The organism is Streptomyces deccanensis (genome assembly GCF_022385335.1).
Lineage (GTDB): Bacteria > Actinomycetota > Actinomycetes > Streptomycetales > Streptomycetaceae > Streptomyces > Streptomyces deccanensis.
This window is the reverse complement of sequence record NZ_CP092431.1, coordinates 9,705,799-9,732,280: the sequence shown is the minus strand read 5'-3', so window position 1 is coordinate 9,732,280 and position 26,482 is coordinate 9,705,799. Positions and strand designations below refer to the sequence as shown.

The 26,482-nt window shown below is 73.1% G+C and carries 25 protein-coding genes and 1 pseudogene; 7 read left to right on the top strand and 19 right to left on the bottom strand.

Annotated features, from left to right (window positions below; translation table 11 throughout):
• Positions 1 to 10: 10 nt before the first annotated feature.
• The 9 genes and pseudogenes from L3078_RS42785 to L3078_RS42745 form a co-directional block, all read right to left on the bottom strand.
• Positions 11 to 889 (bottom strand): universal stress protein, encoded by an 879-nt coding sequence (locus L3078_RS42785; RefSeq protein ID WP_239759694.1) that lies wholly within the window; start codon positions 887 to 889, stop codon positions 11 to 13.
• A 5-nt stretch (positions 890 to 894) separates the two neighbouring features.
• On the bottom strand, positions 895 to 1,917 hold the full coding sequence (gene adhP / locus L3078_RS42780; RefSeq protein ID WP_239759693.1) for an alcohol dehydrogenase AdhP: 1,023 nt from the start codon (positions 1,915 to 1,917) through the stop codon (positions 895 to 897).
• Between the two features lie 26 nt (positions 1,918 to 1,943).
• Positions 1,944 to 2,849, bottom strand: a complete 906-nt coding sequence (locus tag L3078_RS42775; RefSeq protein ID WP_239759692.1) for a universal stress protein — start codon at positions 2,847 to 2,849, stop codon at positions 1,944 to 1,946.
• 190 nt (positions 2,850 to 3,039) lie between these two features.
• Positions 3,040 to 3,669: a DoxX family membrane protein gene (locus tag L3078_RS42770; protein ID WP_239759690.1), complete on the bottom strand. Its 630-nt coding sequence runs from the start codon at positions 3,667 to 3,669 to the stop codon at positions 3,040 to 3,042.
• Positions 3,670 to 3,840: 171 nt separating this feature from the next.
• Positions 3,841 to 4,575: a pyruvate formate-lyase-activating protein gene (gene pflA, locus L3078_RS42765; protein WP_239759689.1), complete on the bottom strand. Its 735-nt coding sequence runs from the start codon at positions 4,573 to 4,575 to the stop codon at positions 3,841 to 3,843.
• Between the two features lie 5 nt (positions 4,576 to 4,580).
• Complete coding sequence (gene pflB, locus L3078_RS42760) at positions 4,581 to 6,839, bottom strand: formate C-acetyltransferase (protein WP_239759687.1); 2,259 nt, start codon at positions 6,837 to 6,839, stop codon at positions 4,581 to 4,583.
• Positions 6,840 to 7,026: 187 nt separating this feature from the next.
• On the bottom strand, positions 7,027 to 7,950 hold the full coding sequence (locus L3078_RS42755) for a carbamate kinase (RefSeq protein WP_239759686.1): 924 nt from the start codon (positions 7,948 to 7,950) through the stop codon (positions 7,027 to 7,029).
• Positions 7,951 to 7,953: 3 nt separating this feature from the next.
• Positions 7,954 to 8,049 (bottom strand): annotated as a pseudogene (locus tag L3078_RS42750) (ornithine carbamoyltransferase, subunit I); the annotation flags it as partial.
• A 68-nt stretch (positions 8,050 to 8,117) separates the two neighbouring features.
• A complete protein-coding gene (locus L3078_RS42745) occupies positions 8,118 to 8,387 on the bottom strand; it encodes a hypothetical protein (protein WP_239759684.1) in 270 nt (89 codons plus the stop codon).
• A gap of 196 nt (positions 8,388 to 8,583) precedes the next feature.
• Between L3078_RS42745 and L3078_RS42740 the strand changes: the two genes are divergently transcribed.
• Positions 8,584 to 9,048 carry a cyclic nucleotide-binding domain-containing protein gene (locus L3078_RS42740; RefSeq protein ID WP_220644464.1) on the top strand — a complete coding sequence of 155 codons (465 nt, stop codon included), beginning with the start codon at positions 8,584 to 8,586 and terminating at the stop codon, positions 9,046 to 9,048.
• Positions 9,049 to 9,109: 61 nt separating this feature from the next.
• Positions 9,110 to 9,793, top strand: coding sequence for a CBS domain-containing protein (locus L3078_RS42735; RefSeq protein ID WP_239759683.1), 684 nt, complete (start codon positions 9,110 to 9,112; stop codon positions 9,791 to 9,793).
• Between the two features lie 16 nt (positions 9,794 to 9,809).
• Here the strand turns inward: L3078_RS42735 and L3078_RS42730 are convergent, their stop codons facing one another.
• The gene (locus L3078_RS42730; protein WP_239759682.1) at positions 9,810 to 10,007 is read right to left on the bottom strand and encodes a hypothetical protein; all 198 of its coding nucleotides are present in this window, start codon (positions 10,005 to 10,007) and stop codon (positions 9,810 to 9,812) included.
• Positions 10,008 to 10,187: 180 nt separating this feature from the next.
• Here L3078_RS42730 and L3078_RS42725 point away from each other — a divergent pair, with 180 nt between their 5' ends.
• Both L3078_RS42725 and L3078_RS42720 read left to right on the top strand, forming a co-directional pair.
• Entirely contained in the window at positions 10,188 to 11,768 is a 1,581-nt protein-coding gene (locus L3078_RS42725) for an oleate hydratase (RefSeq protein WP_239759681.1), read from the top strand.
• A 66-nt stretch (positions 11,769 to 11,834) separates the two neighbouring features.
• The gene (locus L3078_RS42720; protein ID WP_239759680.1) at positions 11,835 to 13,694 is read left to right on the top strand and encodes a serine/threonine-protein kinase; all 1,860 of its coding nucleotides are present in this window, start codon (positions 11,835 to 11,837) and stop codon (positions 13,692 to 13,694) included.
• 108 nt (positions 13,695 to 13,802) lie between these two features.
• On the opposite strand, the gene L3078_RS42715 is transcribed toward L3078_RS42720, so the two are convergent.
• The 4 genes from L3078_RS42715 to pgm all read right to left on the bottom strand — a co-directional run bounded on the left by L3078_RS42715 (position 13,803) and on the right by pgm (position 17,175).
• Positions 13,803 to 14,018 carry a hypothetical protein gene (locus L3078_RS42715; protein WP_239759679.1) on the bottom strand — a complete coding sequence of 72 codons (216 nt, stop codon included), beginning with the start codon at positions 14,016 to 14,018 and terminating at the stop codon, positions 13,803 to 13,805.
• 5 nt (positions 14,019 to 14,023) lie between these two features.
• Positions 14,024 to 14,392 carry a trypsin-like serine peptidase gene (locus L3078_RS42710; protein WP_239759678.1) on the bottom strand — a complete coding sequence of 123 codons (369 nt, stop codon included), beginning with the start codon at positions 14,390 to 14,392 and terminating at the stop codon, positions 14,024 to 14,026.
• 33 nt (positions 14,393 to 14,425) lie between these two features.
• Positions 14,426 to 15,055 carry a trypsin-like serine peptidase gene (locus L3078_RS42705; protein ID WP_239759677.1) on the bottom strand — a complete coding sequence of 210 codons (630 nt, stop codon included), beginning with the start codon at positions 15,053 to 15,055 and terminating at the stop codon, positions 14,426 to 14,428.
• A 479-nt stretch (positions 15,056 to 15,534) separates the two neighbouring features.
• A complete protein-coding gene (gene pgm, locus L3078_RS42700; protein WP_239759676.1) occupies positions 15,535 to 17,175 on the bottom strand; it encodes a phosphoglucomutase (alpha-D-glucose-1,6-bisphosphate-dependent) in 1,641 nt (546 codons plus the stop codon).
• A 148-nt stretch (positions 17,176 to 17,323) separates the two neighbouring features.
• Here pgm and L3078_RS42695 point away from each other — a divergent pair, with 148 nt between their 5' ends.
• Positions 17,324 to 17,971 carry a class I SAM-dependent methyltransferase gene (locus L3078_RS42695; RefSeq protein ID WP_239759675.1) on the top strand — a complete coding sequence of 216 codons (648 nt, stop codon included), beginning with the start codon at positions 17,324 to 17,326 and terminating at the stop codon, positions 17,969 to 17,971.
• A 49-nt stretch (positions 17,972 to 18,020) separates the two neighbouring features.
• Here the strand turns inward: L3078_RS42695 and L3078_RS42690 are convergent, their stop codons facing one another.
• The 5 genes from L3078_RS42690 to L3078_RS42670 are packed head-to-tail and all read right to left on the bottom strand — an operon-like array spanning position 18,021 to position 24,090.
• Positions 18,021 to 19,064, bottom strand: coding sequence for a MerR family transcriptional regulator (locus tag L3078_RS42690; RefSeq protein WP_239759674.1), 1,044 nt, complete (start codon positions 19,062 to 19,064; stop codon positions 18,021 to 18,023).
• Between the two features lie 52 nt (positions 19,065 to 19,116).
• Positions 19,117 to 20,121 (bottom strand): Rieske (2Fe-2S) protein, encoded by a 1,005-nt coding sequence (locus tag L3078_RS42685; RefSeq protein WP_239759673.1) that lies wholly within the window; start codon positions 20,119 to 20,121, stop codon positions 19,117 to 19,119.
• Entirely contained in the window at positions 20,118 to 21,194 is a 1,077-nt protein-coding gene (locus tag L3078_RS42680) for a phytoene/squalene synthase family protein (RefSeq protein WP_239759672.1), read from the bottom strand. Before L3078_RS42680 ends, L3078_RS42685 begins: the two co-directional genes overlap by 4 nt.
• Positions 21,191 to 22,735 (bottom strand): phytoene desaturase family protein, encoded by a 1,545-nt coding sequence (gene crtI / locus L3078_RS42675; protein WP_239759671.1) that lies wholly within the window; start codon positions 22,733 to 22,735, stop codon positions 21,191 to 21,193. Before crtI ends, L3078_RS42680 begins: the two co-directional genes overlap by 4 nt.
• A complete protein-coding gene (locus L3078_RS42670; protein WP_239759670.1) occupies positions 22,732 to 24,090 on the bottom strand; it encodes a polyprenyl synthetase family protein in 1,359 nt (452 codons plus the stop codon). Before L3078_RS42670 ends, crtI begins: the two co-directional genes overlap by 4 nt.
• 333 nt (positions 24,091 to 24,423) lie before the next feature.
• On the opposite strand from L3078_RS42670, the gene L3078_RS42665 reads away from it, so the two are divergent.
• Positions 24,424 to 25,050, top strand: a complete 627-nt coding sequence (locus tag L3078_RS42665) for an RNA polymerase sigma factor (RefSeq protein WP_239759669.1) — start codon at positions 24,424 to 24,426, stop codon at positions 25,048 to 25,050.
• A gap of 162 nt (positions 25,051 to 25,212) precedes the next feature.
• Positions 25,213 to 26,448, top strand: coding sequence for a lycopene cyclase family protein (locus L3078_RS42660; RefSeq protein ID WP_239759668.1), 1,236 nt, complete (start codon positions 25,213 to 25,215; stop codon positions 26,446 to 26,448).
• The last annotated feature ends 34 nt before the right edge of the window (positions 26,449 to 26,482 follow it).

The window sequence follows — 26,482 nt, the reverse complement described above, 5'->3', positions numbered from 1 at the left end:
GTCACCGTGCTCACTCCGGCTCGGGCACGATCACGACGGGGCAGGCGGAGTGGTGCAGCACCCCGTGTGTCACCCGGCCCAGCTGGAGTCCGAAGTGCCGCTGGCGACGCCTGGCTCCCACGACGAGGAGGTCGGCGTCGTGGGAGGCGTCCGACAGCGCGATCCGGGCATGGCCCTCGACGGTACGGCGGCGCAGCCGGACGTCGTCGGGAGCCTTCCGGAGAGCCTCCTCCAGGCCTTCCACGGCCCGTTCCTCGTGCAGCCGGGCCGGCTCCCCGGTGAGCAGCGGGTGGTCGGTGCCCTCGTGCGCGGGGCACCGCCAGGCCCTGACCGCCTCGACCTCGGCCCCGCGCCGCCGGGCCTCGTCGAAGGCGAACCGCACCGCCGCCGACGAGGTCGGCCGCTCGCCGACGCCGACGACGATCCGGCCGTGCGTGGTGGGCAGGGCCCGGTTGTCGTGGCTGCCGCGTACGACGACCATCGGGCAATACGCGTGCGCGGCCACCGTCAGGCTCACCGAGCCCAGGAGCGCCTCGGTGAGGCTGCTGCGGCCCCGGGTGCCCGTCACCAGCAGGGAGGCGGTGCGGCTCTCCCGCAGCAGGGTGTACTCGGGCTCCTCCGGCACCACCTCGGTGGTGATCTTCACCTCCGGGCGGCGTTGGCCGGCCCGCTGGGCGGCGCTCTCCACGATCACCTCCGCCCGCACCCCCTCGGACGTCCCGCCGACGTCCTCGGCGAGGTGGGCGCCCTCGTACCACTCCCACAGTGAGGCGTACACCAGCCGCAGCGGCGTCCCGCGCAGTGCGGCCTCGTCGGCGGCCCAGTCCACGGCCCGCAGGCTCGGCTCGGAGCCGTCCACGCCGACGACGACCGGCAGGTCCTGCGTCATGTCGCTCACCGTCCCGCGCCGAGGTCGAACACGATCCGGGCCTTGACCTGGCCGCGCAGCACCTCGTCGATGGAGTCGTTGACGGAGGCCAGCGGGCGGGTCTCGCAGATGACCCTGGTCCGGCCGGCCGCGTGCAGCTGGAAGACCTCGGCGAGGTCCTGCCGGGTGCCCACGATCGAGCCGATCACACTGGTGCCGTTCAGGACGGTGTCGAAGATCGGGACCTGGACGGTGCCGTGGGCGGGCAGGGCGACCATGACGAGCTTGCCGCCGCGCCTGAGGCCCGTGTTGACGGCCGCGAAGGCGGCGTCGTTCACGGCGAGGGCGATGGCCGCGTGGGCTCCGCCGTGCCGCTTGAGCACCTCGCCGACGTCCTCCTTGCGGGCGTCGACGATGATGTCGGCACCGAGTTCGGCGGCCAGTTCGAGCTTCTCGTCGGTGACGTCGATCGCGGCGACGGTCGCTCCGGCGATCTTGGCGTACTGCACGGCGAGGTGCCCGAGGCCTCCGATCCCGGAGATCGCGACCAGCTGGGAGGGCCGCACGTCGGCGACCTTGAGCGCCTTGTACGTGGTCACGCCGGCGCAGGTGAGCGGTGCCGCGTCGACGGCGGTGACACCGTCCGGCACCGGCTGGGCGAAGTCGGCCCAGGCCAGCATCTTCTCGGCGTACCCGCCGTCGCAGCCGTAGCCGGTGTTGATCTGCTGCTCGCACAGCGTCTCCCAGCCGGACAGGCAGTGCTCGCAGCGCCCGCAGGCCCGGCCCAGCCAGGGCACGGCGACCCGCTGGCCGAGGCGGAGGTGGGTGACCCCGTCGCCAAGCTTCTCGACCAGGCCAACGCCCTCGTGGCCGGGGACGAACGGCGGGTTCGGCTTGACGGGCCAGTCGCCGTGGGCGGCGTGGATGTCGGTGTGGCACAGTCCGGACGCCTCGACCCTGACGCGGACCTGGCCGGGGCCGGGCTCGGGGTCGGGGCGGTCCTCGATGACCAGGGGCTCGCCGAAGGCTCGGACGACCGCTGCCTTCATGGGGGTCAACTCCTCGGGTTGTGGCGTCAGTTGTGCGGGACGACGGCGACGGGGGCGGCGCTGTGGTGCAGGACCGCGTGGGCGACGGGGCCGATGTGGGCGCCGAAGGGGTTGCGGCGGATCCGGCGGCCCACGACGACCAGGGAGGCCTCGCGGGACGCGTCGACGAGGTGGTTGCCGGGGGTGCCGTAGTGCGACTCCTCGGTGACCTCGACGTCCGGGTGCTTCGCGCGCCACGGGCGCAGGACCTCGGCGAGGACGGTGGTCTCGCGGCGGGCGAGGGCGCCGTGGAGTTCGAGGTCGACGGAGAGGCCGTAGGCGTAGTAGGGGGGCGGGTTCCAGCCATGCACGACCCGCAGGGAGGTGCCGCGGCGGGCGGCGGCCGCGAAGGCGAACTCGATCAGTTCCTCGTCGGGGCTCTCGACGTCGAGACCGAGGACGACGGGACGGAACGGTGTCGCCGCGGACGGGATGCCGGCCGGGTCCATCTCGTGCTCGTCCGCGGCCAGTTCCTCGGCGCGGACCAGCACGGTCGGCCGTTCGGCGTGCGCCACGACCGCCAGTCCGACCGAGCCGACCATGAAGCCGCCGATGCCGCTCAGCCCGCGGGAGCCCAGGACCAGCAGCTCGGCGTTCCTCGCCTGGTCGACCAGCACCTCGGAGGGGCGACCGGCGACATGCTCGGTGACGACCTCCAGCCCCGGGTGGCGCAGGCGGATGCCCTCGGCGGCCTCACGGGGGACGCGCTCGGTCCAGTGCTGCTGCGTCTCCGCGCCGAGCAGCGGTGCCTGCGCCATCGGGACCGGGACCGGCTCCCAGACGTGCACCAGCTTCAGCGGCACGCCGAGCAGCTGTGCCTCGCGGGCCGCCCACTCGGCCGCCGAGCGACTCTCACGGGAGCCGTCGAGGCCGACGATGACGGTGCGGTTCATGATCTCCACCTTTGGGGTCGTGGGTACTGATCGGAGGGTTCGAGCGGGGGCGTCCGCGTCCTGGTTAGAGCTTCTTCCGCGGGCCGGTGGCCCGGCAGGGGCCGCAGGTCCCTGGAGAGGGCCGACCGGCCCTGCCCCGCGCGGTCGTGGAGCGGCGGGCCCAGCGTCGGGCCCGCCGCCCCTCCCGGGGTCAACGCAGCCAGGGGCTGCGGCGCACCAGCGGGAGTCCGGCCCAGGCCCTGCCGAGGCCGAGGGTGTCTCCGGCGGCCGTGGCGGCGAGAACGACCAGGGCGACGGCGTAGACGACGTGGTACTCCGCGAACGGGTTCGTCGACATGCTCGGCGAGCCGTCCGACAGATGCCGGGCGGGCGGCCATTCGGCGACCCACATCAGCGCCATCATCACCGTGCCGGCGACGGCCGTGAGCCGCAGGGCGACCCCGGCGGTCAGGGCGAGCCCGATGCCGAGCAGACCGAGCATGAACAGCCAGTCGGCCCAGGGGTCGCCGGCCCAGGAGTGGAAGGTCGACTCCATTGGCCCCACGGCGACGGACCCGAGGAAGCCCTTCGTCGGCGAACCGCCGTCGATCCAGCCCTTGCCGGACTGGGTGGCGTAGCCGAGGCCGAAGGTCTTGTCGAGGAACGCCCACAGGAAGACGAATCCGGTGAGCAGGCGCAGGGAGGCGAGCGAGTAGGCCGCCACCGCGTGCGTGCCGGCCGCCTCCGACAGGGTGGTCTCGGCCGCAGAGGCGGTCCGGGTCCCCCGGAAGGACGGCAGGTGGAGGCCCGGCCTCCGGTGAGGGTGCTCGTGCACGGCCATGATGGTGTTCCCTTCGGGGACGGTCGGGACGTGGTGTGATGCCTCTACTCTCGTCGCGTCCGCAGAGGCGCGCCGGGTGCCGAAGGTCTGCGGCTGTGGGGCTGAACGGCCCTGTCAGTGAGGGCCGTTGGGCGACGGAGGCGCGGCGGGGAGTGGGGCGGCACGTGCGGATCAGTAGGCGGACACGCCGTGCGTCCTGAACCGCTCACGGACCCGTTCGGTCAGGTCGGCGTCCGGGCCGGGGGTGTCGCGGAGCGGGAACGGCAGGCCGAGGGCCTCGTACTTCGCGGCGCCGAGCTTGTGGAACGGCAGGACGTCCACGCGGTCGACCGCGCCCAGACCGGCCACGAAGCGCGCGAGGCCCTCGACGGACTCCGGCTCGTCCGTCCAGCCGGGCACCAGGACGTATCTGATCCACATCGGGACGCCGAGCCGGTCGAGGCGGGTGGCGAAGTTCAAGGTGGGGCTCAGTTCGCCACCGGTCAGCCGCCGGTAGGTGGTGACGTCGAAGGACTTGATGTCCAGCAGCACCAGGTCGGTGTCGCCGAGGAGTTCGTCGGTGGCGCGGGCGCCGAGGAAGCCGGAGGTGTCGAGGGCGGTGTGCAGTCCCCGTTCCCTGCAGCGGCGCAGGATCTCGCCGGTGAAGCCGGGCTGGAGGAGGGGTTCGCCGCCCGTGACGGTGACGCCTCCGCCGGCCGTGGTGAGGAAGGCACGGTACTTCTCGATCTCCGCCATCACCTCGTCGACCGTGGTCTCCTTCCCGTCTCGCATGTGCCAGGTGTCGGGGTTGGCGCAGTACAGGCAGCGCAGCGGACAGCCGGCGACGAACAGGACGAACCGGGTCCCGGGACCGTCCACGCCGGTGGACAGGTCCCAGGAGTGGATCCGGCCCCTGGGCGAGGGCATCCGGGTCACATCGATCCGTGGAAGGTGCGGCTGATGACGTCGAGCTGCTGCTCGCGGGTCAGCCGGACGAAGTTGACGGCGTATCCGGAGACGCGCACGGTCAGGTCGGGGTACTTCTCCGGGTGCTCCATGGCGTCCTGGAGCGTGGCGCGGTCCAGGACGTTGACGTTCATGTGGAAGCCGCCCGAGGCGGTGTAGGCGTCGAGGATGCCGACGAGGTGGCCCGCGCGTTCGTCGGGACGGTGACCGAGGCCCTCCGGGGTGATGGTCGTCGTCAGCGAGATGCCGTCGCGCGCCTGCTCGTACGGCAGCTTGGCGACCGACAGGGCCGAGGCGGCCACCCCGTGCAGATCGCGGCCGTTCATGGGGTTGGCGCCGGGGGCGAAGGGCTGTCCGGCGCGGCGGCCGTCGGGGGTGTTGCCGGTGTGCTTGCCGTAGACCACGTTGGAGGTGATGGTGAGCACCGACTGGGTGTGCTCGGCGTCCCGGTAGGTGGGGTGCTCGCGCACCTTCGCCATGAACGACTCGACCAGCTGGACGGCGATGTCGTCGGCGCGGTCGTCGTTGTTGCCGTAGGTCGGGAAGTCGCCCTCGGTACGGAAGTCGACGGCGAGGCCGGCGGCGTCCCGGAACACCTTCACCCGCGCGTACTTCACGGCCGACAGGCTGTCCACGGCCACCGACAGCCCGGCGATGCCGCAGGCCATGAAGCGGTGCACCGGGTGGTCGTGCAGCGCCATCTCGATGCGCTCGTAGGCGTACTTGTCGTGCATGTAGTGGATGACGTTCAGGGCGTCGACGTACGTCGCGGCCAGCCAGTCCAGGACCCGGTCGTACGCCGCCGACAGCTCCGCGTGGTCCAGGTACTCGCCGGTGAGCGGGGGCGTGGCCGGGGCGACCTGTTCGGAGGTCATCTCGTCGCGGCCGCCGTTGACCGCGTACAGCAGCGCCTTGGCGAGGTTCACCCGGGCCCCGAAGAACTGCATCTGCTTCCCCACGGCCATGGCGGAGACGCAGCAGGCGATCGCCGTGTCGTCCCCGGTGCGTGGGCGCAGCAGTTCGTCGGACTCGTACTGCACGGCGCTGGTGTCGATGGAGACCTGGGCGCAGAACCGCTTGAAGCCGTCGGGCAGGCCCGGCGACCACAGCACCGTGAGGTTCGGCTCGGGTGCGGGGCCCAGGTTGTACAGCGTCTGGAGGAAGCGGAAGGAGGTGCGGGTGACCAGCGGGCGTCCGTCGGCCCCGATGCCGCCGAGGGACTCCGTCACCCAGGTGGGGTCGCCGGAGAAGAGGGCGTCGTACTCGGGGGTGCGCAGGAAGCGGACGATCCGCAGCTTGATCACGAAGTCGTCGATCAGTTCCTGGGCGCGGGTCTCGTCGAGGAGCCCCGCCGTCAGGTCGCGCTGGAGGTAGACGTCGAGGAAGGTCGAGGTGCGGCCCAGGGACATCGCGGCGCCGTTCTGTTCCTTCACGGCGGCGAGGTAGCCGAGGTAGAGCCACTGCACGGCCTCGTGGGCGGTGGTCGCGGGGCGGGAGACGTCGCAGCCGTAGCCGGCGGCCATCCGGGTCAGCTCGCCCAACGCCCTGATCTGCTCGGCGAGTTCCTCCCGGTCGCGGACGACGTCGGTCGTGGAGGGCCGGGCGTCCAGCAGGGCCCGCTCGGCCTTCTTGGCCTCGGTCAGCCGGTCCGTGCCGTACAGCGCCACGCGACGGTAGTCGCCGATGATCCGGCCCCGTCCGTAGGAGTCCGGGAGCCCGGTGATGATGCCCGCCTTGCGGGCGGCGCGCATCTCGGGGGTGTAGGCGTCGAAGACGCCGTCGTTGTGGGTCTTGCGGTAGGTGCCGAAGACCCGGGTGACGAACGGGTCGGGTTCGTAGCCGTAGGCGCGCAGTCCGTTCTCCACCATCCGCAGGCCGCCGTTCGGCATGATCGCGCGCTTGAGAGGCGCGTCCGTCTGCAGGCCGACGATCAGTTCGCGCTCGCGGTCGATGTACCCGGGCGCGTGCGAGGTGATCGTCGAGGGAGTCGCGGGGTCGACGTCGAGGATGCCCCGGCTGCGTTCCTCGGGGAACAGCGCGACGATCTTCTCCCAGACGGCGCGGGTACGGTCCGTCGGGCCGCTCAGAAAGTCGGCTCCGCCCTCGTACGGGGTGTAGTTGGCCTGGATGAAGTCACGTACGTGGACCTGCTCGCGCCAGTGTGTCCCGGCGAAGTCCCGCCAGGCGTCGCTCGTTCGGCTGCCCACGGTCGTGGTCGCGGTCATCGCCGGTCCTCTCCTCGGTTCGTCGCACTTGCCTGCGCCTCGGATGCTCGTCGTTCGCGCGGGCCGGGGGGAGTGCCGAGCGGCGCACTCGGCAGTGCCGTTGGTCCCCCGTGGTCCGGGGCCGGGGCTCGGAGCCCCCGGCTCGTCGTCGGCCGGGGGCTCGAAGCCCCGTCAACCCGTCGACCCGTCAACCCGTGGGGAGATCGGGGCGGATCAGTGTCCCCGAGAGGCCGTGGACGATCTCGTAGGCCGCGTCCAGGGCGCCGATGGCGGCCAGCCCCCCGGTGCGGCTGACGAACAGTGCGGCGGCCTCGGCCTTGGGCCCCATCGAGCCGGGGGCGAACCCGCGTCCGCGCAGCTGGTCGGGCGTGGCGTCGAGCAGGGGGCGCTGGTCGGAGGTGCCGTAGCCGTCGTAGACGTAGGGCACGTCGGTGAGGATCAGCAGGAAGTCGGCCTTCAGCTCCTCGGCGAGCAGGGCCGCGGTGAGGTCCTTGTCGACGACCGCATCGACGCCGGTGAGGGCACCGGTGACACGGTCGGCGGTGACCGGTACGCCCCCGCCGCCTCCGCAGACGACCAGGGTGCCGGTGGCGAGGAGCTCGCGGACGGTGTCGGTCTCCAGGACGCGCTCGGGCCTCGGGGAGGGTACGACGCGACGCCTGCCCCCGGTGTCCGGCGCCATGCGCCAGCCGTGGACGCGGGCGAGGCGGTCGGCGACGTCCTGCGGATACACCGGGCCGACGAACTTGGTGGGCCGGTCGAAGGCGGGGTCGTCGGAGCGGACGAGGGTGTGGGTGACCAGGGTGGCGATCCGGCGGCGCGGCATGACGTTGTGCAGGGCACAGGCCAACAAAGAGCCGATCATGCCCTGCGTCTGGGCACCGAGGAGGTGCATCGGGTAGGGCGCGCTCAGCGCGGGGTCGGACTCGCTCTCCAGCGCCAGCAGCCCGATCTGGGGGCCGTTGCCGTGGGTGACGACGATGTCGTGGTCGCGGGCGAGGGCCGCGAGGGCGGTGGCGACGCGGTCGACGTTCGCCTGCTGGACGGCCGCCTCGGGGCGTTCGCCCCGGTGCAGCAGGGCGTTGCCGCCGAGGGCGACGACCATGCGCATGACTCAGTCCTCCAGGGTGGCCACGAGTACGGCCTTGATGGTGTGCAGCCGGTTCTCGGCCCGGTCGAAGACGATCGAGGCGGGTGAGGTGAGGATGTCGAGGCGAGCCCGGCCGTCCGGGGCCACGGCGCCCGGGCGGCGTGGCCCCGGACGGCCGGGCTCGCCTGTCACCGGTGCGCGGGTGTTCGGCGGGGCGGGTGCGGGGTCCGGCTCCGGCGGGCCGTGAGCGGGCGGTGCCGTGCGGCGTCCGCAGGAGTGTCGGACGGCCGGTCCGCACTCCCCTCCGCGCCGGCTGTGGTCCGTCGGTCCTGCCGCCGCCGCAGCCGCCGTACGTACAGCGCGTCGAGCAGGGTGCTCAACACGAACGTGAGCGTCGCGGACACGGCCAGGAGTACGGCGAACAGCCTCCAGAAGTCGGGAGTCAGTGAGGTACCCACGGTGCTCATCCCCCTCGGTCGGGCGGTTCGTCCCATGCCTTCATGGAACAGCGGGGGCCCGGTCGCCACAGGGTGCCGGAAGGCTCGTCCGCCGTGCCGACCGGCCCGGGTGAGGGACCGGACGGCCCATGGCGGGCGGGGGCGGCGCGGCACAGGCTGGGCATGGCAGTTCCGGTAGACCGCCTGGAGGCACGCCATGATCACCACACCCACGCCCAGCATGCTGCGGGCGCTGCCCACGGAGCATCGGCAGCGGCTGATGCGCGTCGCCCGTGAGGTGGCGTTCCCGCAGGGGACACGGCTGTTCGAGGAGGGAAGCCGCGCCGACCGATTCTGGATCCTCCGCACGGGCACGGTGGAGCTCGACATGCGGGTGCCGGGCCGCCGGCCGGCCGTCATCGAGTCGCTCCGGCACAACGAACTCGTCGGCTGGTCCTGGCTGTTCCCCCCGCACGTGTGGCACCTGGGCGCCGAGGCGACGACTCCGGTGCGGGCGTACGAGTTCGACGCCACGGCCGTCCGTCTCATGTGCCAGGAGGACCCGGCCATGGGCCGGGCCGTGGGTCTGTGGGTCGGAGAGGTGCTCGCCCACCGCCTGCAGGCCGCACGCACCCGCCTGCTGGACCTGTACGCCCCCTACGGCGCCGGCAGCGCCCGCTGACCCGTCCGCCCTCACCCCGCGCGGACCTCGACTTCCCCGCGCGGACCTCGAAGGAGTGAGCATGCACGGCACACCGCACATGGTCGGCGACGTCATGACCCGTACGGTCGCGACAGTCGGGCGCGGGACGGCCTTCAAGGAGATCGTCCAGCTGATGCGGGACAGGAGGATCAGTGCCGTGCCCGTGGTCGAGGAGGACGGCCGAGTGATCGGCGTCGTCTCCGAGGCGGACCTGCTGCCCAAGGAGGAGTTCCGCGACAGCAACCCCGACCGGTACACCCAGCTGCGCAGGCTGGCGGATCTGGCGAAGGCCGGTGCGGTGACCGCCGAGGAGCTGATGGCCTCCCCCGCCCTCACGGTCCGGTCGGGGGTGACGCTCGCCCAGGCGGCCCGCACGATGGCCCGGGCCAAGGTCAAGCGGCTCCCGGTGGTCGACGCCGACGGGGTGCTGGAGGGCATCGTCAGCCGCGCGGATCTGCTGAAGGTGTTCCTGCGCACCGACGAGGAGATCGCCGAGGAGGTGCGACGTGAGGTCGTCGCCTACCTCTTCCCGGCCCCTGCCTCCGCCGTTCGCGTGAACGTGCGGGACGGCGTCGTACGGCTCGGCGGCCGGGTCCGGGACACCTCGCTGGTGCCGGTGGCGGCCCGGCTGGTCCGTGCCGTGGAGGGTGTGGTGTCCGTCGATTTCGACCTGACGCCCCCCGGAACGGCGCCGGCGTCGGAGGATGCCTCCGCGCCTCGGTGAGGTCGACCGCGGGCCGCTACCGGCCGACGGCGAACGAGCCGGTCGGCCGTGGCGCCCCGGTGTCCGCGCCGCCGAGGGCGGCGACGGCGGGGGCGGCGGGCGTCCTCTCGTCGTCCTCGCGGAGGAAGACACCGCCACGGAGGTCGTCGACGAACTCCACGACCGGCTGTGTCGGCAGACCGGCAGGGCCGCCCACCTCCGGGACCGCGGCCACCGCACCGGCAGCACACCCGTGGCGCGGCGGAGCCGACGCCGGTGGAGCGAGGCCCCGCACACGGCTCGGTAGGGCCGTACGGCCCCGGCAGATGACCAACGGCCCACCGACGGCGCCCCGTGGCCCGGGCCATCTTTGGTGCGCGGCCCCGGCCACGGGGCGAGGACGAGGAGTTGTGTGATGGCGAAGGCATATCTCGTGGGCGGTGGCATCGCGGGGCTCGCGGCGGCGGCGTTCCTGATCCGCGAGGGCGGTTTCGACGGAGCGGACATTCAGCTCTACGAGGGGCAGCGCTCCATCGGGGGCAGTCTCGACGCGGGTGGCACCCCGGACGCCGGCTACACCATGCGGGGCGGGCGGATGTTCGAGGCCGAGTTCCGCTGCACCTACGACCTGTTGTCCACCATCCCTTCGACGGACGACCCGTCGGTGTCGGTCACCCAGGAGATTTTGGCCGGCCACGAGGACTTCGCCTGGGACGACGTCGCCCGGCTCGTCGACGGCGACGGAAAGATCGTCGACACGACGTCCATGGGCTTCTCCGAGCGGGACCGTTGGGAACTGGTGCGGTGCGCGGCCACCCCCGAGAGACACCTGGACGGCAAGCGGATCACCGACTGCTTCGGCCCGCACTTCTTCACCACCGGTTTCTGGTTCATGTGGTGCACCACATTCGCCTTCCAGCCCTGGCACAGCGCCGTCGAGTTCCACCGCCATCTCAGGCGTTTCCTCCATCTGCTCCCGGAGTTCGGCTCCATGGCGGGCATCCACCGCACGCGGTACAACCAGTACGACTCGATCGTGCGCCCCCTGACGTCCTGGCTGCGCCAGCGCGGGGTCGTCATCCGCACCGGATGCCGTGTCACCGACCTGGGGTTCGCCCCTGGGACCAGGAGCGGAACGGTGAGCAGCATCCACCTCTCCCGAAGCGGCCACGACGAGCGGATCGACATCGCTCCCGAGGACCTGGTCCTGGTCACCAACGGCTCGATGACCGACGCGACCAGTGTCGGGTCGCACCTGGCCGCTCCGCCGCCGCCCCCGCACCGCTCGGACGCCTGGCTGCTCTGGCACCGGCTGGCCCGCGGACGCGAGGACTTCGGCGACCCGACCGTCTTCGACAAGCATGTCGAGGAGTCCCGCGGGGTGTCGTTCACGGTCACCGCCGACGACCCCGCCTTCCTCGACGCACTCGCGGAGTTCAGCGGTCGCGAGACCGGCCGGGGCGGCATGATGACCTTCACCGACTCCCCCTGGCTGCTCACGATCGTGGCCGATCGCCAGCCGGTCTACCGCGACCAGCCGGACGGTGTGTCCGTCTGGTGGGGCTACGGCCTTTTCCCCGGCCGCTCCGGCAACCACACACCCAAGCCGATGACCATGTGCTCGGGCCGGGAGATCCTCGAAGAGGTCCTCCACCATCTGCCCTTCGACGAGAGGACCACCACCCGCGTCCTGAAGTCCTCCACCGTCGTGCCCTGTCTGATGCCCTACCGCACCAGCCAGTTCCTGGTACGCCGCCACGGCGACCGGCCGGAGGTCGTGCCGGAGGGTTCGGTCAACCTCGCTTTCATCGGCCAGTTCGCCGAACTGCCCGACGACGTCGTCCTCACCGTCGAGTACTCGGTGCGCACGGCGTGGACGGCGGTGTCCCGGCTCCTCCACCTCGACAGGCGGCCGCCGACGGTCCACAAGGGCCACCACGACCCGCACGTCCTGGCCGCCGCCCTGGAGCCGCTGCACCGTCGACCCGTCGGCTGACCTCGAACCGGCTCCTGGTCCACGGGGCGGCGAATGCTGTCGGTTGGGGCCACTATGCTCCCGCCCATGAACGAGGACGACAGAGGCCCCGTGAGACGAGTCGTCGACGGGCGCTTCGAGTTGGAGACCCGCCTCGGCGGGGGTGGGATGGGGACCGTCTGGCGGGCCAGGGACCTGGTGCTGCACAGGCTCGTGGCCGTCAAGGAGGTCCGCCCGCCCGACCGGGACCTCGCCGAGTACGACCCCGACGGGGCGCGGACCCTGCGGGAGCGGGTACTGCGCGAGGCCAGGGCACTGGCGCGTATCGACCATCCGAACGTGGTCACCATCCACCACATCGTCGACGGCGGCGACGGCACCTACCCGTGGATCGTGATGGAGCTGGTCAGCGGTGGCTCGCTGGCCGACCGGCTGGCCGAGGGGCCGATGCCGCCGGCCGAGGCGGCACGGATCGGGCGACAGGTGCTGGGCGCGCTGACCGCCGCGCACGACGCCGGTATCCAGCACCGGGACGTGAAGCCGGCCAACGTGCTGATGCGTCCCGACGGGCGTCCCGTCCTCACCGACTTCGGTATCGCGGCCATCCGCGAGACGAGCGGCCTCACCGCCACCGGCTCCGTCATCGGGACACCCGACTTCATGGCACCGGAGCGCATATCCGGGCAGGAGGGCGGGTCCGCCTCCGACCTGTGGTCGCTGGCGATGATGCTGTACGCCGCCGTGGAAGGCCACCACCCGCTGCGCCGGGGCTCCACGCTGGCCACCCTCGCCGCGGTCCTCAACGACGACGTGGCGCCTCCGCAGCGTGCCGGTGCCCTGGGCGACGTCCTGATGAGCGTGCTCGTACGGGATCCGGCGGCACGGCCGTCGGCGGAGGTACTGGACCGGCGACTCGCCGAGGTCGAAGCGGGGCCGACGACCGCGGCCGTGCGGGACGAGCCCACGTCGTACGCGCTGCGTCCGCCGACGCCCGCCACCGGGGCCGGCCCGGGCACTGCCGGTACGACGCGTGTCACCGCCGCCGGGTTCGGCCCGCCGCCGCCCGTCCCGTCGCCGTCGGTCCAGAAGACACCGCTTCAGCCCCCGCCCTTCCAGCCCCCGCCCCTCCATTCAGCGCCCTTCCAGTCCCCGCCCGTCGACTCGCCGCTGGTCCAGTCCCTGCCGGGGGCGTCTCCGTACCAGCCGACGACCACGCCCGTGCACCCCGGGAGCGGGGCACGGCGTCGGCGCGGGCCGCGTCTCGCCGTCCTGTGGAGCGTGTCGGGGGTGTCGCTCGCCGGTGCCCTGGTCCTGCTGTGGTGGCTGCTGCCCCTGGACGACGGCCGCGCCACGAACGCGGGTGTCTCGCCGACCACCTCGACCTCGGCCTCGGAGTCGAAGTCGAAGTCGAAGTCGACCGCCTCACCGACCGGCGGCGCGTCACCGACCGACGCCGACGAGGAGACGCGGCAGCCGAAGGACGTGGAGGCCGGCGGCATGCTGACTCCGGACGGCATCCGTACGGCGATCAAGGCGTTCGAGGAGGAGACCGGCCGCGACCGGTACGGGGACTTCTCGGTCTACCCGGACTACGTGTCGGCCCAGCTCATGGTCGACGACAGTGACACGAAGTACGACACCTACACCTACCGCCCGGGGCGGGGCGTGGAGAAGGGCATCATCAAGGGCACACTGGCCGGTGGCGAACAGCCCGTCAGCCTCGACGACTTCGACTGGGACAAGGTCCCCGCTCTCCTGAAGCAGGCGGAGAAGAAGCTCAACGTCCCCGACCCGGAAAACCGTTACCTGCTGGTGAGACAGCCCAACGACATCTTCGACACCCCGGCCGGAATGGCCGTCTACCTGAGCGACGAGTACAACCAGTCCGGTTACCTGGAGGCCGACCCCGACGGCAAGGTGACCCGCGTGTACCCGGCGGCGGGCTGAGACAGCGCTCAGGGGCGTGGGGGCGGGGTGTCCCCCGCCCCCACGCCCTGGGTGCCCTGCTCACGATCTATCCGACCCGTGCAACCAATCCGGCCGATCCGCCCGCCGTCAGTCGCGCTTCGGCATGGGCGCGTCGTCGGCTTCCCTCATCCGCTCGGGCGTCCAGTACTCCCGGGCCTGATCCGGGTCCTGCCCTGTCTCGTGGGTCGTGGTGGCCGAGTCGGGCTGGGACCCGGGGTCCGGGGCGGTGGCCGCGGCGCGCCATGCTGTCACCGCCACCACGACGGCCCCGACCACTGCGGCGGCCGCGGCCCAGCGGCTCACGCCGCTCAGGTGACGCCGCCCTGGGCGTCGTACATCGCCTTGACCGCGTCGTCGAAGTAGGCGGCCTCGTTCCAGCCGGTCGAGGTGACAGTGCTCATCACGCCGTTGACGGATCCGAGACCGTTGGAGTCGTTGAACTCCCGCAGCCACGGCCCGCCGCTGGAGCCGCCGCCGAAGTTGCACTGGAGCTCGATGCCGTTGTCACTGGCCGCGCGGGTCGTTCCCGTGCACGCCCACTGGATCTCCCCGCTGTCGAAGTTCCCCGGGTAGCCGAGAATGGTGACGGGTTGTGTGCGCGAGAAGTTCCAGCTCATCCCGTGACCGCCGGTGACATTGACGATCTTGTTGCCGTTGAGGGGCCAGGTGGTCACCATGGCGACGTCCCGCCTGAGGTCGCTGCTGTTGATCTAGGCGTTGAACGTGCGCATCTGCTTGGCGGCGAAGGTGCCGAAGGGCCGGACGCCGGAGCGGTAACGCGGCACATAGACCCAGTTCGTCATCCACGTACCGCCGCTGCCGCCGTGGACACAGTGCCCGGCGGTGACGACCATCTGTTTCGAGTCGCTGTTGAGGGCGCTCGCCGAACACGCGTAGGTGCCGCCGTTGCTGGGGTTGGTGAAGAACACCTTGCCCACCGCGGCGGATTCGTTGATGCGCGGGGCCCTGACGTCGGAACGGGCGGGGGCGGACGGGGTCGTGCCGGGTTTCCCGGTGGGGCCGGCCTTCTCGGTGGCGCCGGGCCGCGGCGCGGCGGGCCGCTTGTCGAGCGAGACGGCGTTCGCCATCCGCTCCGGCGTCCAGTAGCGCTCCAGCGCGGCGATGTCCTGGGCCGAGTCGACCGGGGCACCGCTGGACAGACGTGCGGTCCGGCCGGCAGTGGACGCACCGCCCCCGGCGGTTGGATCAGCGGTGGCGCGCTCGGTCTGGGTTCGCGTCTGCGCCGGGGCGGGTGCGGCCTCGGCGGTCGTCGCCGCGCCTATCAGCGCGAGGACGGTGGCCGCGGCCAGCGGGAGTATCGCGTGTCTGAGACTGCGCACGAAGTTTCTCCTTCGACTGTCGGTGGAGTGCGTACGTCTGACGGCATGACCGATCGTTGTGCGGAGCACAGCGAACCTAGGGGGGTCGGGGACATGCCAAACAGCACCGGATCAGCCGCACTGGACTTCGCTCGGGGTAACCCTCTTATTCGGCCGGTCCGGATTCCCGCTTGCCTGAGGGACCGCGCAGGGGCCGCTGATGTCCTCGGCCCCGGCCGACACCTGTCAACGGGGCGTCGGCACAGACCGGAACGCCGTGAACCAGCCGGTCAACTAAGGCCGCTGGCACGGGAGTTGGGCGTGAATTGGTGGGTCGTTGCCCGCAGTGGAAGGAACAGGAGATGCGGAAGTAGAGCCTCGGGGCAGGGTGGACGGGATACAGAGGCCGCTCATCCCTGTGACGCCCTGCGCGATCTGGCCGACGGCGTGGTGTCAGCGGGGCGCTCACCGCGAGGCGACGCGGGGAGCGCCCCCGGAGGTCAGCTGCCCAGGGCCGTGAGCACCACCGACCGGGCCTCGTCCTGGACCTGGCGCAGGTGGTCGGGGCCGAGGAAGGACTCCCCGTAGATCTTGTAGACGTCCTCGGTGCCCGAAGGGCGGGCCGCGAACCAGGCGTTGGCGGTGGCGACCTTGATGCCGCCGAGGGCGGCGCCATTGCCGGGGGCCTCGGTGAGGACCGAGGTCACCGGATCACCGGCGAGGGTGTCGGCCGTGACCTGGCGCGGGGACAACTTGGCGAGCAGCGCCTTCTCCTCGCGCGACGCCGGGGCGTCGACGCGCGCGTAGGCGGGGGCGCCGAAGCGGTCCGTGAGCGCGGTGTAGTGCTGCGAGGGCGTCCTGCCGGTGACCGCCGTGATCTCGGAGGCGAGGAGCGCCAGGATGATGCCGTCCTTGTCGGTGGTCCACACCGAGCCGTCACGGCGTAGGAAGGACGCGCCGGCCGACTCCTCACCACCGAAGCCGAGCGTGCCGTCGGACAGTCCGTCCACGAACCACTTGAAGCCGACCGGGACTTCGACCAACTGCCGGCCGACGTCCGCGGCGACCCGGTCGATCATGCTGGACGACACCAGGGTCTTGCCGATCCCGGCGGTCGCGGGCCACCGCTCCCGGTGCGAGAAGAGGTACGAGATCGCCACGGCCAGATAGTGGTTGGGGTTCATCAGGCCGCCGTCCGGTGTGACGATGCCGTGCCGGTCGGCGTCGGCGTCGTTGCCGGTCGCGATGTCGAACTGCTCGCGCCGTTCGATGAGCGAGGCCATGGCGTACGGCGAGGAGCAGTCCATGCGGATCTTGCCGTCCCAGTCGAGCGTCATGAAACGCCAGGTGGGGTCGGTGAGCGGGTTCACCACCGTGAGGTCGAGCCGGTGCTGTTCGGCGATGCGGCCCCAGTAGGCGACCGAGGCGCCGCCGAGCGGGTCGGCGCCGATCCGTACGCCGGCGGCCCGGATCGCGTCCAGGTCCAGCACGCTCGGCAGGTCCGCCACGTAGGCCCCGAGGAAGTCGTGGCGGCCGGTGCCGGGAGCGGCCAGGGCACGGGCGTACGGGATGCGCCGTACGTCCTTGAGGCCGCTCGCGATGATGTCGTTGGCCCGGTCCTGGATCCAGGAGGTCGCCTCGGAACCGGCCGGTCCGCCGCTCGGCGGGTTGTACTTGAAGCCGCCGTCGGCGGGCGGGTTGTGCGAGGGGGTGACCACCACGCCGTCGGCGAGACCGGACGCGCGGCCGCGGTTGTGGGTGAGGATGGCGTGCGAGACCGCCGGAGTGGGCGTGTAGCCGTCGGCCTGGTCGATGAGGACGGTCACGTCGTTGGCGGCGAACACCTCGAGGGCCGTGACCCGCGCGGGCTCGGACAGGGCGTGCGTGTCGGCGCCGAGGAAGAGGGGCCCGTCGGTGCCCTGGGCGGCGCGGTACTCGCAGATCGCCTGGCTGGTGGCCGCGATGTGGTCGTCGTTGAACGCCGTCGCGAGGGACGAGCCGCGATGTCCCGAGGTGCCGAAGGCCACCCGCTGCCCGGGGTCGGCCGGGTCCGGACGCAGGGCGTAGTACGCCGTGACCAGACGGGCCACGTCGACGAGGTCCTCGTGCCCGGCGACCTGGCCCGCTCGCGCGTTCTGCATGTCCCCGCTCCTCCGCAAAGGTCGACCGTTGAGTACGGTGCCCATTCTCCCCCGCCCGGCACGTCGGGACGCACGCGCACCGGGAGCCCGTTGTGGCCGGTGTGCGGTGGGTGCGACGATACGGGCCGGTGAACGAAGGGACGTCGACGTGAGGCACGAGGACCGACGGCCGCCCGCCGCCGTGCTGTTCGACGCGCTGGGCCCCGTCTACGAGAAGGCGTTCGCCCACGCTCCCGCCCATCTGTCGGCCCTGGAATGGCTTGTCGAACGGCTGCCGCCGGCCGCGCGGACGCTGGACGTGGGCAGCGGTACGGGGCGGCCGACGGCGGCCGCGCTGGTCGAGGCGGGCCACCGGGTGCTGGGCGTCGACATCTCCCCCGTCATGGTCGAACTCGCCGCCCGCCAGGTCCCCGAGGCCGAGTTCCGCTGCGGCGACATCCGCGATCTCCCCCTCGACGCCGAGTCGTTCGACGGCGTGTGCGTGTTCTTCTCGCTGCTGCAGATGCCCCGTGCCGAGCAGTCGGCGCTGACGCGGCGCCTCGCCCTCGCCCTCAGGCCGGGTGGGCATCTGGTGCTGTCCACCGTGCCCGTGGACGCGGAGGACGTCGAGGTGGTCTTCATGGGCCGGCCGGTCCGCGCGACCAGCTTCGCCGAGGAGGGTGTCGTCGGGATGGTGGAGGCGGCGGGGCTGACGGTCCTGTCCCGGCACAGCGCCGTCTTCACCCCGGACCATCCGGACGCCGGACCCGAGCCCCACCTCTTCCTGTACTGCCGCCGCGACGAGCCCGGTCACTGAGGCTCGGCCTCCGGGCTGTCCGCCTCCCCTGCGCTCTCGGCCGCCCCCGTCACGGTCGTGTCGCGGCGGAGAGGGGGACGAGTGTGGTGACCGCGTCGCGCAGTCCGGACGGCCGCAGCAGTTCCTCGGGGGTGCGGCGGCCCCACCCGGGCCCGCACAGCAGGACGGGGCTGTGTCTGCGCGCGCCGCGGATCCCCCAGCGGGCCGCGGCGATGTGCTGGGCCAGCGGCAGGCCGACGGTCGACCGCGACTGGGCCCACAGGGCGACCGCGGCCGGGGCGACGCGTCGTACGGCACCGTCCAGCGCTTCGGCGGGGACCGCTCCGCCGAGCATCAGCACCGGCACGTGCCGCTCCGCCAGTGCGGCGCCGAGCGCCTCCAGCGGCAGCGTGTGGTGCTCGTCGGGCAGACAGGCCAGCAGCACGGGCGCGGCCTCCCCCGCCGGCCGTGGCGCCGAAAGGTGCGCGTGGCGCAGCGTGGTGGAGATGTGCCAGGACAACAGGTGCTCCACCTCCACGTAGCGGTCGCCGGAGGACTCCCACTTGCGGCCGACCGCCCGCAGGGTGGGCACCATCACCTCTTCCCACGCGACGACGAGCCCGTGGTCGCGCACCACCGCCGACAGTTGTTCCTGCACGGCCACCGCGTCGAGCCGGACGGCGGCACGGGCCAGACCGCGGCATTCCTGGCGTACGTCGCCCAGGGGCAGGGCGGAGGCCGGGTGGTGACCGCGCGGTGCCCGGAGGGGCGGGGCAGGGAGCGCGGCCGTGTCGACGGCACCGGGACGCGCGCCCGGGGGCACGACGGACGCCTCGGCGGCCTTTCCTCGTGCCCGCTCGAGGGCGGCGCGGGCGGCCTCCGCCGGTGGCACTCCCGCAGCCGTCAGCCGGCACATCTCCTGCAGCATCGCCACGTCGTCGGGCGACCAGCGCCGCTGACGGCCTTCGGCCCGTACGGCGGGTCCCAGGCCGTAGCGGCGGTCCCAGGAACGCAGCGTCGTCGGTGACACCCCCAGCCTGCGCGCGAGGAAGCCCGTGGTCACCCCGTGGCGGGGCAGCTCCGGGGCCGGCTCCGCCGTGGGCCGGTCCGACATGGTTCCTTTCTCCTTCCGCTCCCTTGTCACTCCCTGCGTAGGCCCCGCCGGCTCACCCCGGGAAGCGGCCGGTCGAGCGGAGGTGCCAGCGCCGCTCCGCGTACGCGAGGTCGTCGCGCCACAGGCGGCCCGCGGCAGCCCGTACGAGCGGTCGCAGGAGCGGCGCCGCCCTGCGGGCCAGGGCGAAACCGGGCCGGTCCGACGCGGCCACGACGGCCTCCACCACCGCTGTCCGGGGCCTGCCCCGGTCGTCGGGCGCGAGCGGGGTCGCATGGGTCTCCACCACCGAGCCCTCTCCCTCGCCCTCGGTGATGCGCATGACGACCGTGCGCGGCTCGGGCGCGGTGAACACCGCCCGCACCGGCACGACGAGCCGCCCGGTGAGCCTGAAGGACACGTCGACCGTGAAGCCGTCCTCCTGCGCGGCGGGCACGTCGACGACGGTCAGGCCGACGAAGGAGTACGGGTGGAACCAGGCGCCGTGCCACGGATCCAGCCGGTTGGCGACCACGTCCTCCGGCTCGCAGACACCGACGCCGACGTAGACCGCCGACAGCGACTCCGCACGGGCCGGCCGCACCGGCACCACGGGGGCTTCGAGGGGCGACTCGCCGCCCACGTCGTCCAGACGCACCCACACCAGCACACCGTCGTCGTACGCGGGCAGCGGCTCCCATCCCGCGAACGGGCCGCCGGACAGGGCGAGTCCGTGCCAGTGGCAGAGGAGGGTGCCGCAGCGCACCGGACTGTCCTTCAGCGGCGCGCCCAGATGCGGGCAGACGCCGGGCCCGGCGACCAGACGGCCGTCGGCGGCCCGCCAGACGACGACTTCCCGGCCGGCGATCGTCCTGGCCAGCGGGCGGTCGTCCCGGATGTCCCGGGTGGCGCCGACGACGTACCAGTTGCCCGACGGGCGGGCCTGCGCGCGTTTGAGGGCGTCGGCGATCAAGGCCGGGCGCGCCTCGCGCCAGGTGGGCCGCTGTCGTTCCCAGGGCACCGGGTCGCGGTGCAGGGTCAGGGGGTACCGTCGGCGGCGGACGGGGCGTCGGGGGTTCACGCGACCTCCTCCTGGAGCGGCCCGGACGGGGCGGTGACGGCGGCCGGTTCGCGTCCGACTGCGGTCAGTTCGTGTCCGGCGGCAGGCGGTGCGTCCGGCGCCGACGTCCGTGCCCCCACCCTCCGTGTCGACGTCCGTGCCGCAGTCAGGCGTACGAGCCCGTCGACCGCCACCGCGGCGCGGCGCCGCCGGGGCACCACGGCGCGGCGGTGCAGCACGGCGTACCCGTCGCGGGCGACGGCGTCCAGGATGCCCCCGTACAGCACGAACGCGGTGCGGATGCAGGGGCGTGCGACGGGGTCGAGCATGGCGAGGCCCGGGGCGGCCTCGCGGTAGACGCCACGGGTGAGGTCCTCGAAGGCCCGCAGTGCCTCGGTGATCCGCCGGTCGCGGTGGCCGGTGCGGCGGCTCCACGAGAGCAGCCCCCGGTCCACTCCGTGTGCGCTCAGCAGGTCGGCGGGCAGATAGACGCGGCCTCGGTCCAGGTCCTCGCCGACGTCCCGGAGGAAGTTGGTGAGTTGGAAGGCCAGCCCGAGGGCGGCGGCGTGCGGGGCGGCCTCCTCGCGCGGGACCACCGTGCCGAGGATGGGCAGCATCTGCAGCCCGATCACGGCGGCGGAGCCGTGCGTGTAGGTGCGCAGGTCGTCGTAGGTCGGGTAGCCGGTGACCTCCAGGTCGCTGCGCATGGACGCCATGAAGTCGCTGAAGTGCCGGTGGTCGATGGCGTACCGGCGGGCCGTGTCGGCGAGCGCGAGGACGACCGGCTCGCCAACGCCACCGTGGGTGTGGGTGTGGGTGTCGCGCAGGCCGCGTTCCAGGCGCTCGTGGAGGAGCGCGAGGTCCGCCGCGCGGCGGTGCGCCGGCGCGCCGGTGTCCAGGGAGTCGACGATGTCGTCGGCCCAGCGGGCGAAGCCGTAGAGCGCGTGCACGGCCGGGCGGCGTTCCACGGGCAGCAGCCGGGTGGCGAGGAAGTAGGTCCTGCCGTGGCGGGCGTTGAGGCGGCGGCAGTGCGTGTAGGCGTCGCGCAGCACCGGCTCGGTGATGCCCGCCGCGTCGAGTTCGCGGGCGGTCATGAGGGGGTTCCTTCCGGTGCGGCCGGCGCGGTGCGCCGACGCCTGGGGACGGGGGTCGCGTGCCGGCCGGTGATCCGGGCGGCGGCGAGCTTGCCGGACAGCAGGACGGTCGGCACGCCGACGCCGGGAGTGGTGCCGCAGCCGGCGAGTACGGCGTTGGCGGTACCCCGGACGAGGTTGCGCGGCCGGAACGGGCCGGTCTGCGCGAAGGTGTGGGCGGCCGAGAAGGGACTGCCCGCCGCGTGCCCCTGGGCGTGCCAGTCGGCCGGGGTGACGAGGGCCTGCTCCTCGACGGCGTCGGCGATGCCGTCGAGGCCGCGTCGTTCCAGCTCCCGCAGGACGCTGTCGCGGTAGCGGGGGGCCAGCTCGCCCCACGCGGCGGCGTCGGGTCCGATGTCGGTGTTGGGGCAGGGCGCGAGGATGTAGTGCAGATGGTGGCCGGGCGGGGCGAGCGTCGGGTCGGTGGCGGTGGGGCGGGTGATCAGCAGGGAGGGGTCGCTCATCAGGCTGCCGGTGCGGGTGAGTTCGTCGAAGGTGCGGCGCCACGCGGTGCCGAAGGACAGCGTGTGGTGGGCGAGTTCGGGCCAGGTCCGGTCGGTCCCGGCGTGCAGGACGACGGCCGACGGCGCGTGTCTGATCCGCAGCGGCCGGCGGGGCGGTCGGCCGAGGAGGGCGTAGGCGACGGGCAGGTCGGGCGTGAGGACGACGGCGTCGCACGGGATGCGCTCGTGGGCGGTGACCACGGCGGTGACGCGCTCGCCGGAACGTTCCAGCCGGACGACGTCCTGCCCGAACCGCAGGTCGGCGCCCGCCTCGGCGGCGGCGTCGGCCATGGCCCGCGGCAGGGCGTGCATCCCGCCGCGGGGGAAGTACACCCCGGCCACGGTGTCCATGTAGGCGATCACGGCGTAGGCGGCGAGTGCCCGGGCCGGCGGGACGCCCGCGTACAGCGCCTGGAAGGAGAAGACCCGGCGCAGGCGTTCGTCGCGCAGATGGCGGCCGATTCCGGCGTCCAGCCGTCCGAAGCCGCCGAGCGCGGCGAGTCGTGCGAGGTCCGGGGTGAGCAGTTGGAACGGGGAGTCGAAGTTGGTGTCGATGAAGCGACCCATCTGGGCCCGGTACAGCCGCTCCAGCCAGCCGCGCAGCCGCCGGTAGCCCGCCGCCTCCTCGGCGCCCGCGAAGCGTTCGACCTCCGCCTCCATCGCGTCGGCGTCGGTGTGGACGTCGATGCCGCTGCCGTCCGCGAACAGGGCCCGGTAGGCCGGGTGCAGGGGGATGAGGTCGACGCGCTCGCGCAGGGTCGTGCCCACGGCGGCGAAGGCCTCGTCGGCGAGGTCGGGCATGGTCAGCACGGTGGGGCCGGTGTCGATGCGGTAGCCGCCGCGCTCCAGGCGTCCGGCGCGACCGCCGGGCCGCGCGTCGCGCTCGACGAGAGTGACCCGGCGGCCGGCGCCGAGCAGGTGCAGGGTGGCCGCCAGGCCGGAGAGCCCGGCACCGACGACCACGACGTGATCGGTGCGCCCGGGAACGGTCCTGGTCATCGGGCGGCTCCGTCGACGGCGCCCAGCAGCAGCGGGACCGGCAAGCCGTCCGGGGCACCGTGCGGGGCGCGGGAGACAGGCGGCGGCGGTGTGTCGCCGGCCGTGGTGTGCAGCAGTTCCCGCAGGTGCCGTCGGCCCTCCGCCTCCAGCGGGGCGGACTCCAGATGGCGCAGGCCCTGGGCGACCAGACGGTCGATCTTCGCCTCGACGATGTCGCGCGCGCCGGTGCGGACCAGGACGTCACGGACCTCGGCGAGACGGTGTTCGGACAGATCGGCTCGGCCGAGGGACCGCCGCAGCAGGGCGAGGGCGCGCCGGTCGTCGGCGGCCTCGGCCCGGGCCTGCGCCACGGCGACCAGATAGGTGGGCTTGCCGGCCCGGATGTCGCCGCCGGTGGGTTTGCCGGCGTGCCGGGGGCCGCCGAAGACGTCGCCGAGGTCGTCCCGGAGCTGGAAGGCGATGCCGACGCACCGGCCCGCCGAGCACAGCGCCCGGGTCCGTGCGGCGTCCGCGCCCGCCAGCGCCGCCCCGAGGGCGAGGGGGCGTTCCACCGAGTACAGGGCGCTCTTCAGACAGGCCGCGCGGATCGCGCGGGCCAGGGACCTGGACGCGGTGGCCTGGCCCTGGATGTCCAGGTACTGCCCGGCCACCATCTCGGTGCGCATGGTGCTCCACAGCTCGCGGACGGCGTGGTCGGCGGCCGGTGCCGCAGTCCTGGTGGCGGCCACGATGTCGTCCGCCCAGGCCAGGGCCAGATCACCGGCGAGGATCGCCGCGGCCTCGCCGAAGCGCGCGCCGTGGGCCGGATCCGTGACGTCGGCGTACTGCGCGGCGATGTCCGCGTGCAGGGCGGGTCGTCCGCGGCGCAGCCGGGAGCCGTCCATGACGTCGTCGTGCACCAGCGCGCAGGTCTGGATCAGTTCGAGCGCGGCGCCGATCCGCAGGGCGGCCTCCGTCTCGGCGGCGCCTCCCCCGCACGCGCGCAGGGCCCACCAGACGAAGCGCGGACGCATGAGCTTGCCTCCGTCCAGGGCGAAACGCGCGACGCGCTCGGCCAGGTCCTCCGCGAACACCGGGTCGAGCGCGGCGGCCCGTTCGGTGCGCTCCGCCAGCAGTTCCCGCAGCACGCTTCGCACGGCCCCGGGGACGTCGCGGTCGACGGCGTGCGGGTCGTACGCGACCGCCGGCGCGTGCGACGGGACCTCCTCGGACGTGGCCTCCTCGGACGGGACCTCTTGGGACAGGGTCTCGCCGGACGACGTCTCGCCGGACGACGTCTCGTCGGACGGGACCCCGTCAGGAGATCCGGGCGGTGACGCTGCCGCAGGGTGGTCCTTCGCGTCGCTGGGGCCCATCAGGGTTCCTTCCGTCGCCGGCACAGCGGTGTCTGCTTCAACGCCTTCCGTGGCGGAGGCGCGCACGGATGCGCCGGAGGAGTGAAAAGGTGCGGCCGGTTCGCGCTGCGCGCCGTCGTGCGCGCGACGGCGCGCTGTGATGCGGCACGACGCGATGCGAGGCAAAGCGCTGCACAGGCGATGCAAGTTGTCTCCCTCGGGCCCGTCCTCGCAGGGTGGAGGAGTTGCGGGAGCCCGGCGCCGGGAACCTGGCTCGACGGCACGGGTGCCCCGCGACACGCCCGTCACCCCATGGGGCGCGACGGACCACAGCCCGCACAAGGAGCAGACGCCATGACTGCACAGCAGGCCACCAGGCACCGTCACGACCACGTCCCGCCCGGGACTCCGACGGAGGACTTCCCGGCGTGCGATGACCTGGCCGCCGGTTTCGTCGCCGGGGACGAGGGCAGCCTGACCGCCGCCTACCACCGCTGGGGCCCGCTCGTGCTCACCCTGGCCCGGCGCTCCCTCGGCGACGCCCGGGAGGCGGAGGACGTCAGGCAGTCGGTGTTCCTCGCCGCGTGGCGCGGTCGCGCCGGATACGCCCCCGAGCGCGGCCCGCTCGGTGCCTGGCTCGTCGGCATCACCCGACGCAAGATCGCCGACGCCCTGACGGCACGGACGCGGCGGGCCCAGCTCGTGGCGGCGGCCGGAGCGCGCATGACCGAGGCACCCGTGCACCCCGACGCGCTGCCCGACGCCGTACTGGACCGGGTCCTGATCGGCCGCGAGTTCACCCGGATCCCGGCCCCGCAGCGCCTGGTGCTCACCCTCGCCTTCTACGACGACCTGACGCAGACACAGATCGCCGAGGTCACCGGCTGGCCGTTGGGAACCGTCAAGAGCCACGCGCGGCGCGGACTGCTACGCCTGGGCCATCGTCTGCGAGAGGAAGGCATCCGGGAGCACCCCGCGTGACACGGAAGTCGCGCCTGCCACCGAGGCCGCCCCCGACGCGGAAGACTTCCCCGAAGCACACGACGAACCCGGAACGCCACCGAGCCCGGGACGGCGCCGAACCCGCCACGACATCGAGCCCGGATCGACACCAAGCCCGCAACGACAAGGACGGAGCCGCAGGTGCTGGAAGCCGACGTGGCCATCGTGGGCGCGGGAGCGGCCGGCCTGTCCCTCGCCCACCGGCTGTCACGACGCGCCCCCGGCGCCCCCCGCCTGTCGGTGATCCTGCTGGACGCGCCCCCCGGCCCACTGCGTCCCCCGAGCCGCACCTGGTGCTTCTGGGAGAAGGGACCCGGCCCGTACGACGCGGCCCTCAGCGCCGTCTGGGGGCGGTTGCGCGTGCGCACCCCGGCGGGCCGGGAGCTCGAGCGGGACATCGCGCCCCTGACCTACAAGATGCTCCGCTCGGACGACTTCGAGGCCCTCGTCGCGCGCGAACTGGCTGACGGCGACGAGGTCCGTCGTCTGGAGGCGGCCGTCGAGACGGTGGACGACGTCGCCGGAGGGGCCGTGGTCCGCGCCCGTTCCGGGGAGGGGTCGCCCCTGACCGTCCGCGCCCGCTGGGTCTTCGACTCCCGGCCCCTCGGGAGCCTGCCCGCCGCCCGTACCACCCTGTTGCAGCACTTCCACGGCTGGTTCGTCCGCACCGGGAAACCGGTGTTCGACAGCGGCACGGTGGAGTTCATGGACTTCCGGGTACCGCAGCCGACCGGCGGTCTCGCCTTCGGCTACGTCCTGCCCACCGCCGGGGACCGGGCGCTGGTGGAGTACACCGAGTTCTCCGGTGCGGTCCTGCCGCGCGACACCTACGACACCGCGCTGCGCCGCTACAGCGAGGAGGTGCTGGGGCTGCGCGGCTTCGAGGTCGTCGGTACGGAGAGCGGGGTGATCCCCATGACCGACGCGCGCTTCGCCCGCAGGTCGGGGCCTTCGGTGTTCCGTATCGGCATGGCCGGGGGCGCCACACGGCCGTCCACGGGCTATACGTTCTCCGCGATCCAGCGGCAGACACGGGCGATCGCCGCCGCACTGCGCGCGGGCCGCACCCCGGTGCCTCCCCCCGCCCACCCGGCCCGCTCGCGCGCGATGGACGCGGTGCTGCTGAGGGCCCTGGACAGCGGCCGGGTCGACGGCGCCGCCTTCTTCACCCGGCTGTTCGCACGGGTTCCGGCGGAGCGGTTGCTGCGGTTCCTGGACGGGGGGACCCGCCTCCACGAGGACCTCGCCCTCGGCCTTCGCACGCCCGTGCTGCCGATGCTCCGCTCCGCGCTGGAGCTGTCCTGGCTGCCCCGCGGGCCCGCCGAAGAGCCCTTCTCCGGCGGACCGTTCCCGGGCCGCGACCCCGGCCGTCCCTGACCGGCACGGCGCCCTTCCGTGCACCAGACCGAGG

What these genes read in the sequence shown, in the direction of transcription:
- L3078_RS42785 (WP_239759694.1), bottom strand. Translation starts at nt 889, where the DNA reads ATGACGCAGGACCTGCCGGTCGTCGTCGGCGTGGACGGCTCCGAGCCG.
- adhP (WP_239759693.1), bottom strand. Translation starts at nt 1,917, where the DNA reads ATGAAGGCAGCGGTCGTCCGAGCCTTCGGCGAGCCCCTGGTCATCGAG.
- L3078_RS42775 (WP_239759692.1), bottom strand. Translation starts at nt 2,849, where the DNA reads ATGAACCGCACCGTCATCGTCGGCCTCGACGGCTCCCGTGAGAGTCGC.
- L3078_RS42770 (WP_239759690.1), bottom strand. Translation starts at nt 3,669, where the DNA reads ATGGCCGTGCACGAGCACCCTCACCGGAGGCCGGGCCTCCACCTGCCG.
- pflA (WP_239759689.1), bottom strand. Translation starts at nt 4,575, where the DNA reads ATGCCCTCGCCCAGGGGCCGGATCCACTCCTGGGACCTGTCCACCGGC.
- pflB (WP_239759687.1), bottom strand. Translation starts at nt 6,839, where the DNA reads ATGACCGCGACCACGACCGTGGGCAGCCGAACGAGCGACGCCTGGCGG.
- L3078_RS42755 (WP_239759686.1), bottom strand. Translation starts at nt 7,950, where the DNA reads ATGCGCATGGTCGTCGCCCTCGGCGGCAACGCCCTGCTGCACCGGGGC.
- L3078_RS42740 (WP_220644464.1), top strand. Translation starts at nt 8,584, where the DNA reads ATGATCACCACACCCACGCCCAGCATGCTGCGGGCGCTGCCCACGGAG.
- L3078_RS42735 (WP_239759683.1), top strand. Translation starts at nt 9,110, where the DNA reads ATGCACGGCACACCGCACATGGTCGGCGACGTCATGACCCGTACGGTC.
- L3078_RS42725 (WP_239759681.1), top strand. Translation starts at nt 10,188, where the DNA reads ATGGCGAAGGCATATCTCGTGGGCGGTGGCATCGCGGGGCTCGCGGCG.
- L3078_RS42720 (WP_239759680.1), top strand. Translation starts at nt 11,835, where the DNA reads ATGAACGAGGACGACAGAGGCCCCGTGAGACGAGTCGTCGACGGGCGC.
- L3078_RS42710 (WP_239759678.1), bottom strand. Translation starts at nt 14,392, where the DNA reads ATGGTGACCACCTGGCCCCTCAACGGCAACAAGATCGTCAATGTCACC.
- pgm (WP_239759676.1), bottom strand. Translation starts at nt 17,175, where the DNA reads ATGCAGAACGCGCGAGCGGGCCAGGTCGCCGGGCACGAGGACCTCGTC.
- L3078_RS42690 (WP_239759674.1), bottom strand. Translation starts at nt 19,064, where the DNA reads ATGTCGGACCGGCCCACGGCGGAGCCGGCCCCGGAGCTGCCCCGCCAC.
- L3078_RS42680 (WP_239759672.1), bottom strand. Translation starts at nt 21,194, where the DNA reads ATGACCGCCCGCGAACTCGACGCGGCGGGCATCACCGAGCCGGTGCTG.
- crtI (WP_239759671.1), bottom strand. Translation starts at nt 22,735, where the DNA reads ATGACCAGGACCGTTCCCGGGCGCACCGATCACGTCGTGGTCGTCGGT.
- L3078_RS42670 (WP_239759670.1), bottom strand. Translation starts at nt 24,090, where the DNA reads ATGGGCCCCAGCGACGCGAAGGACCACCCTGCGGCAGCGTCACCGCCC.
- L3078_RS42665 (WP_239759669.1), top strand. Translation starts at nt 24,424, where the DNA reads ATGACTGCACAGCAGGCCACCAGGCACCGTCACGACCACGTCCCGCCC.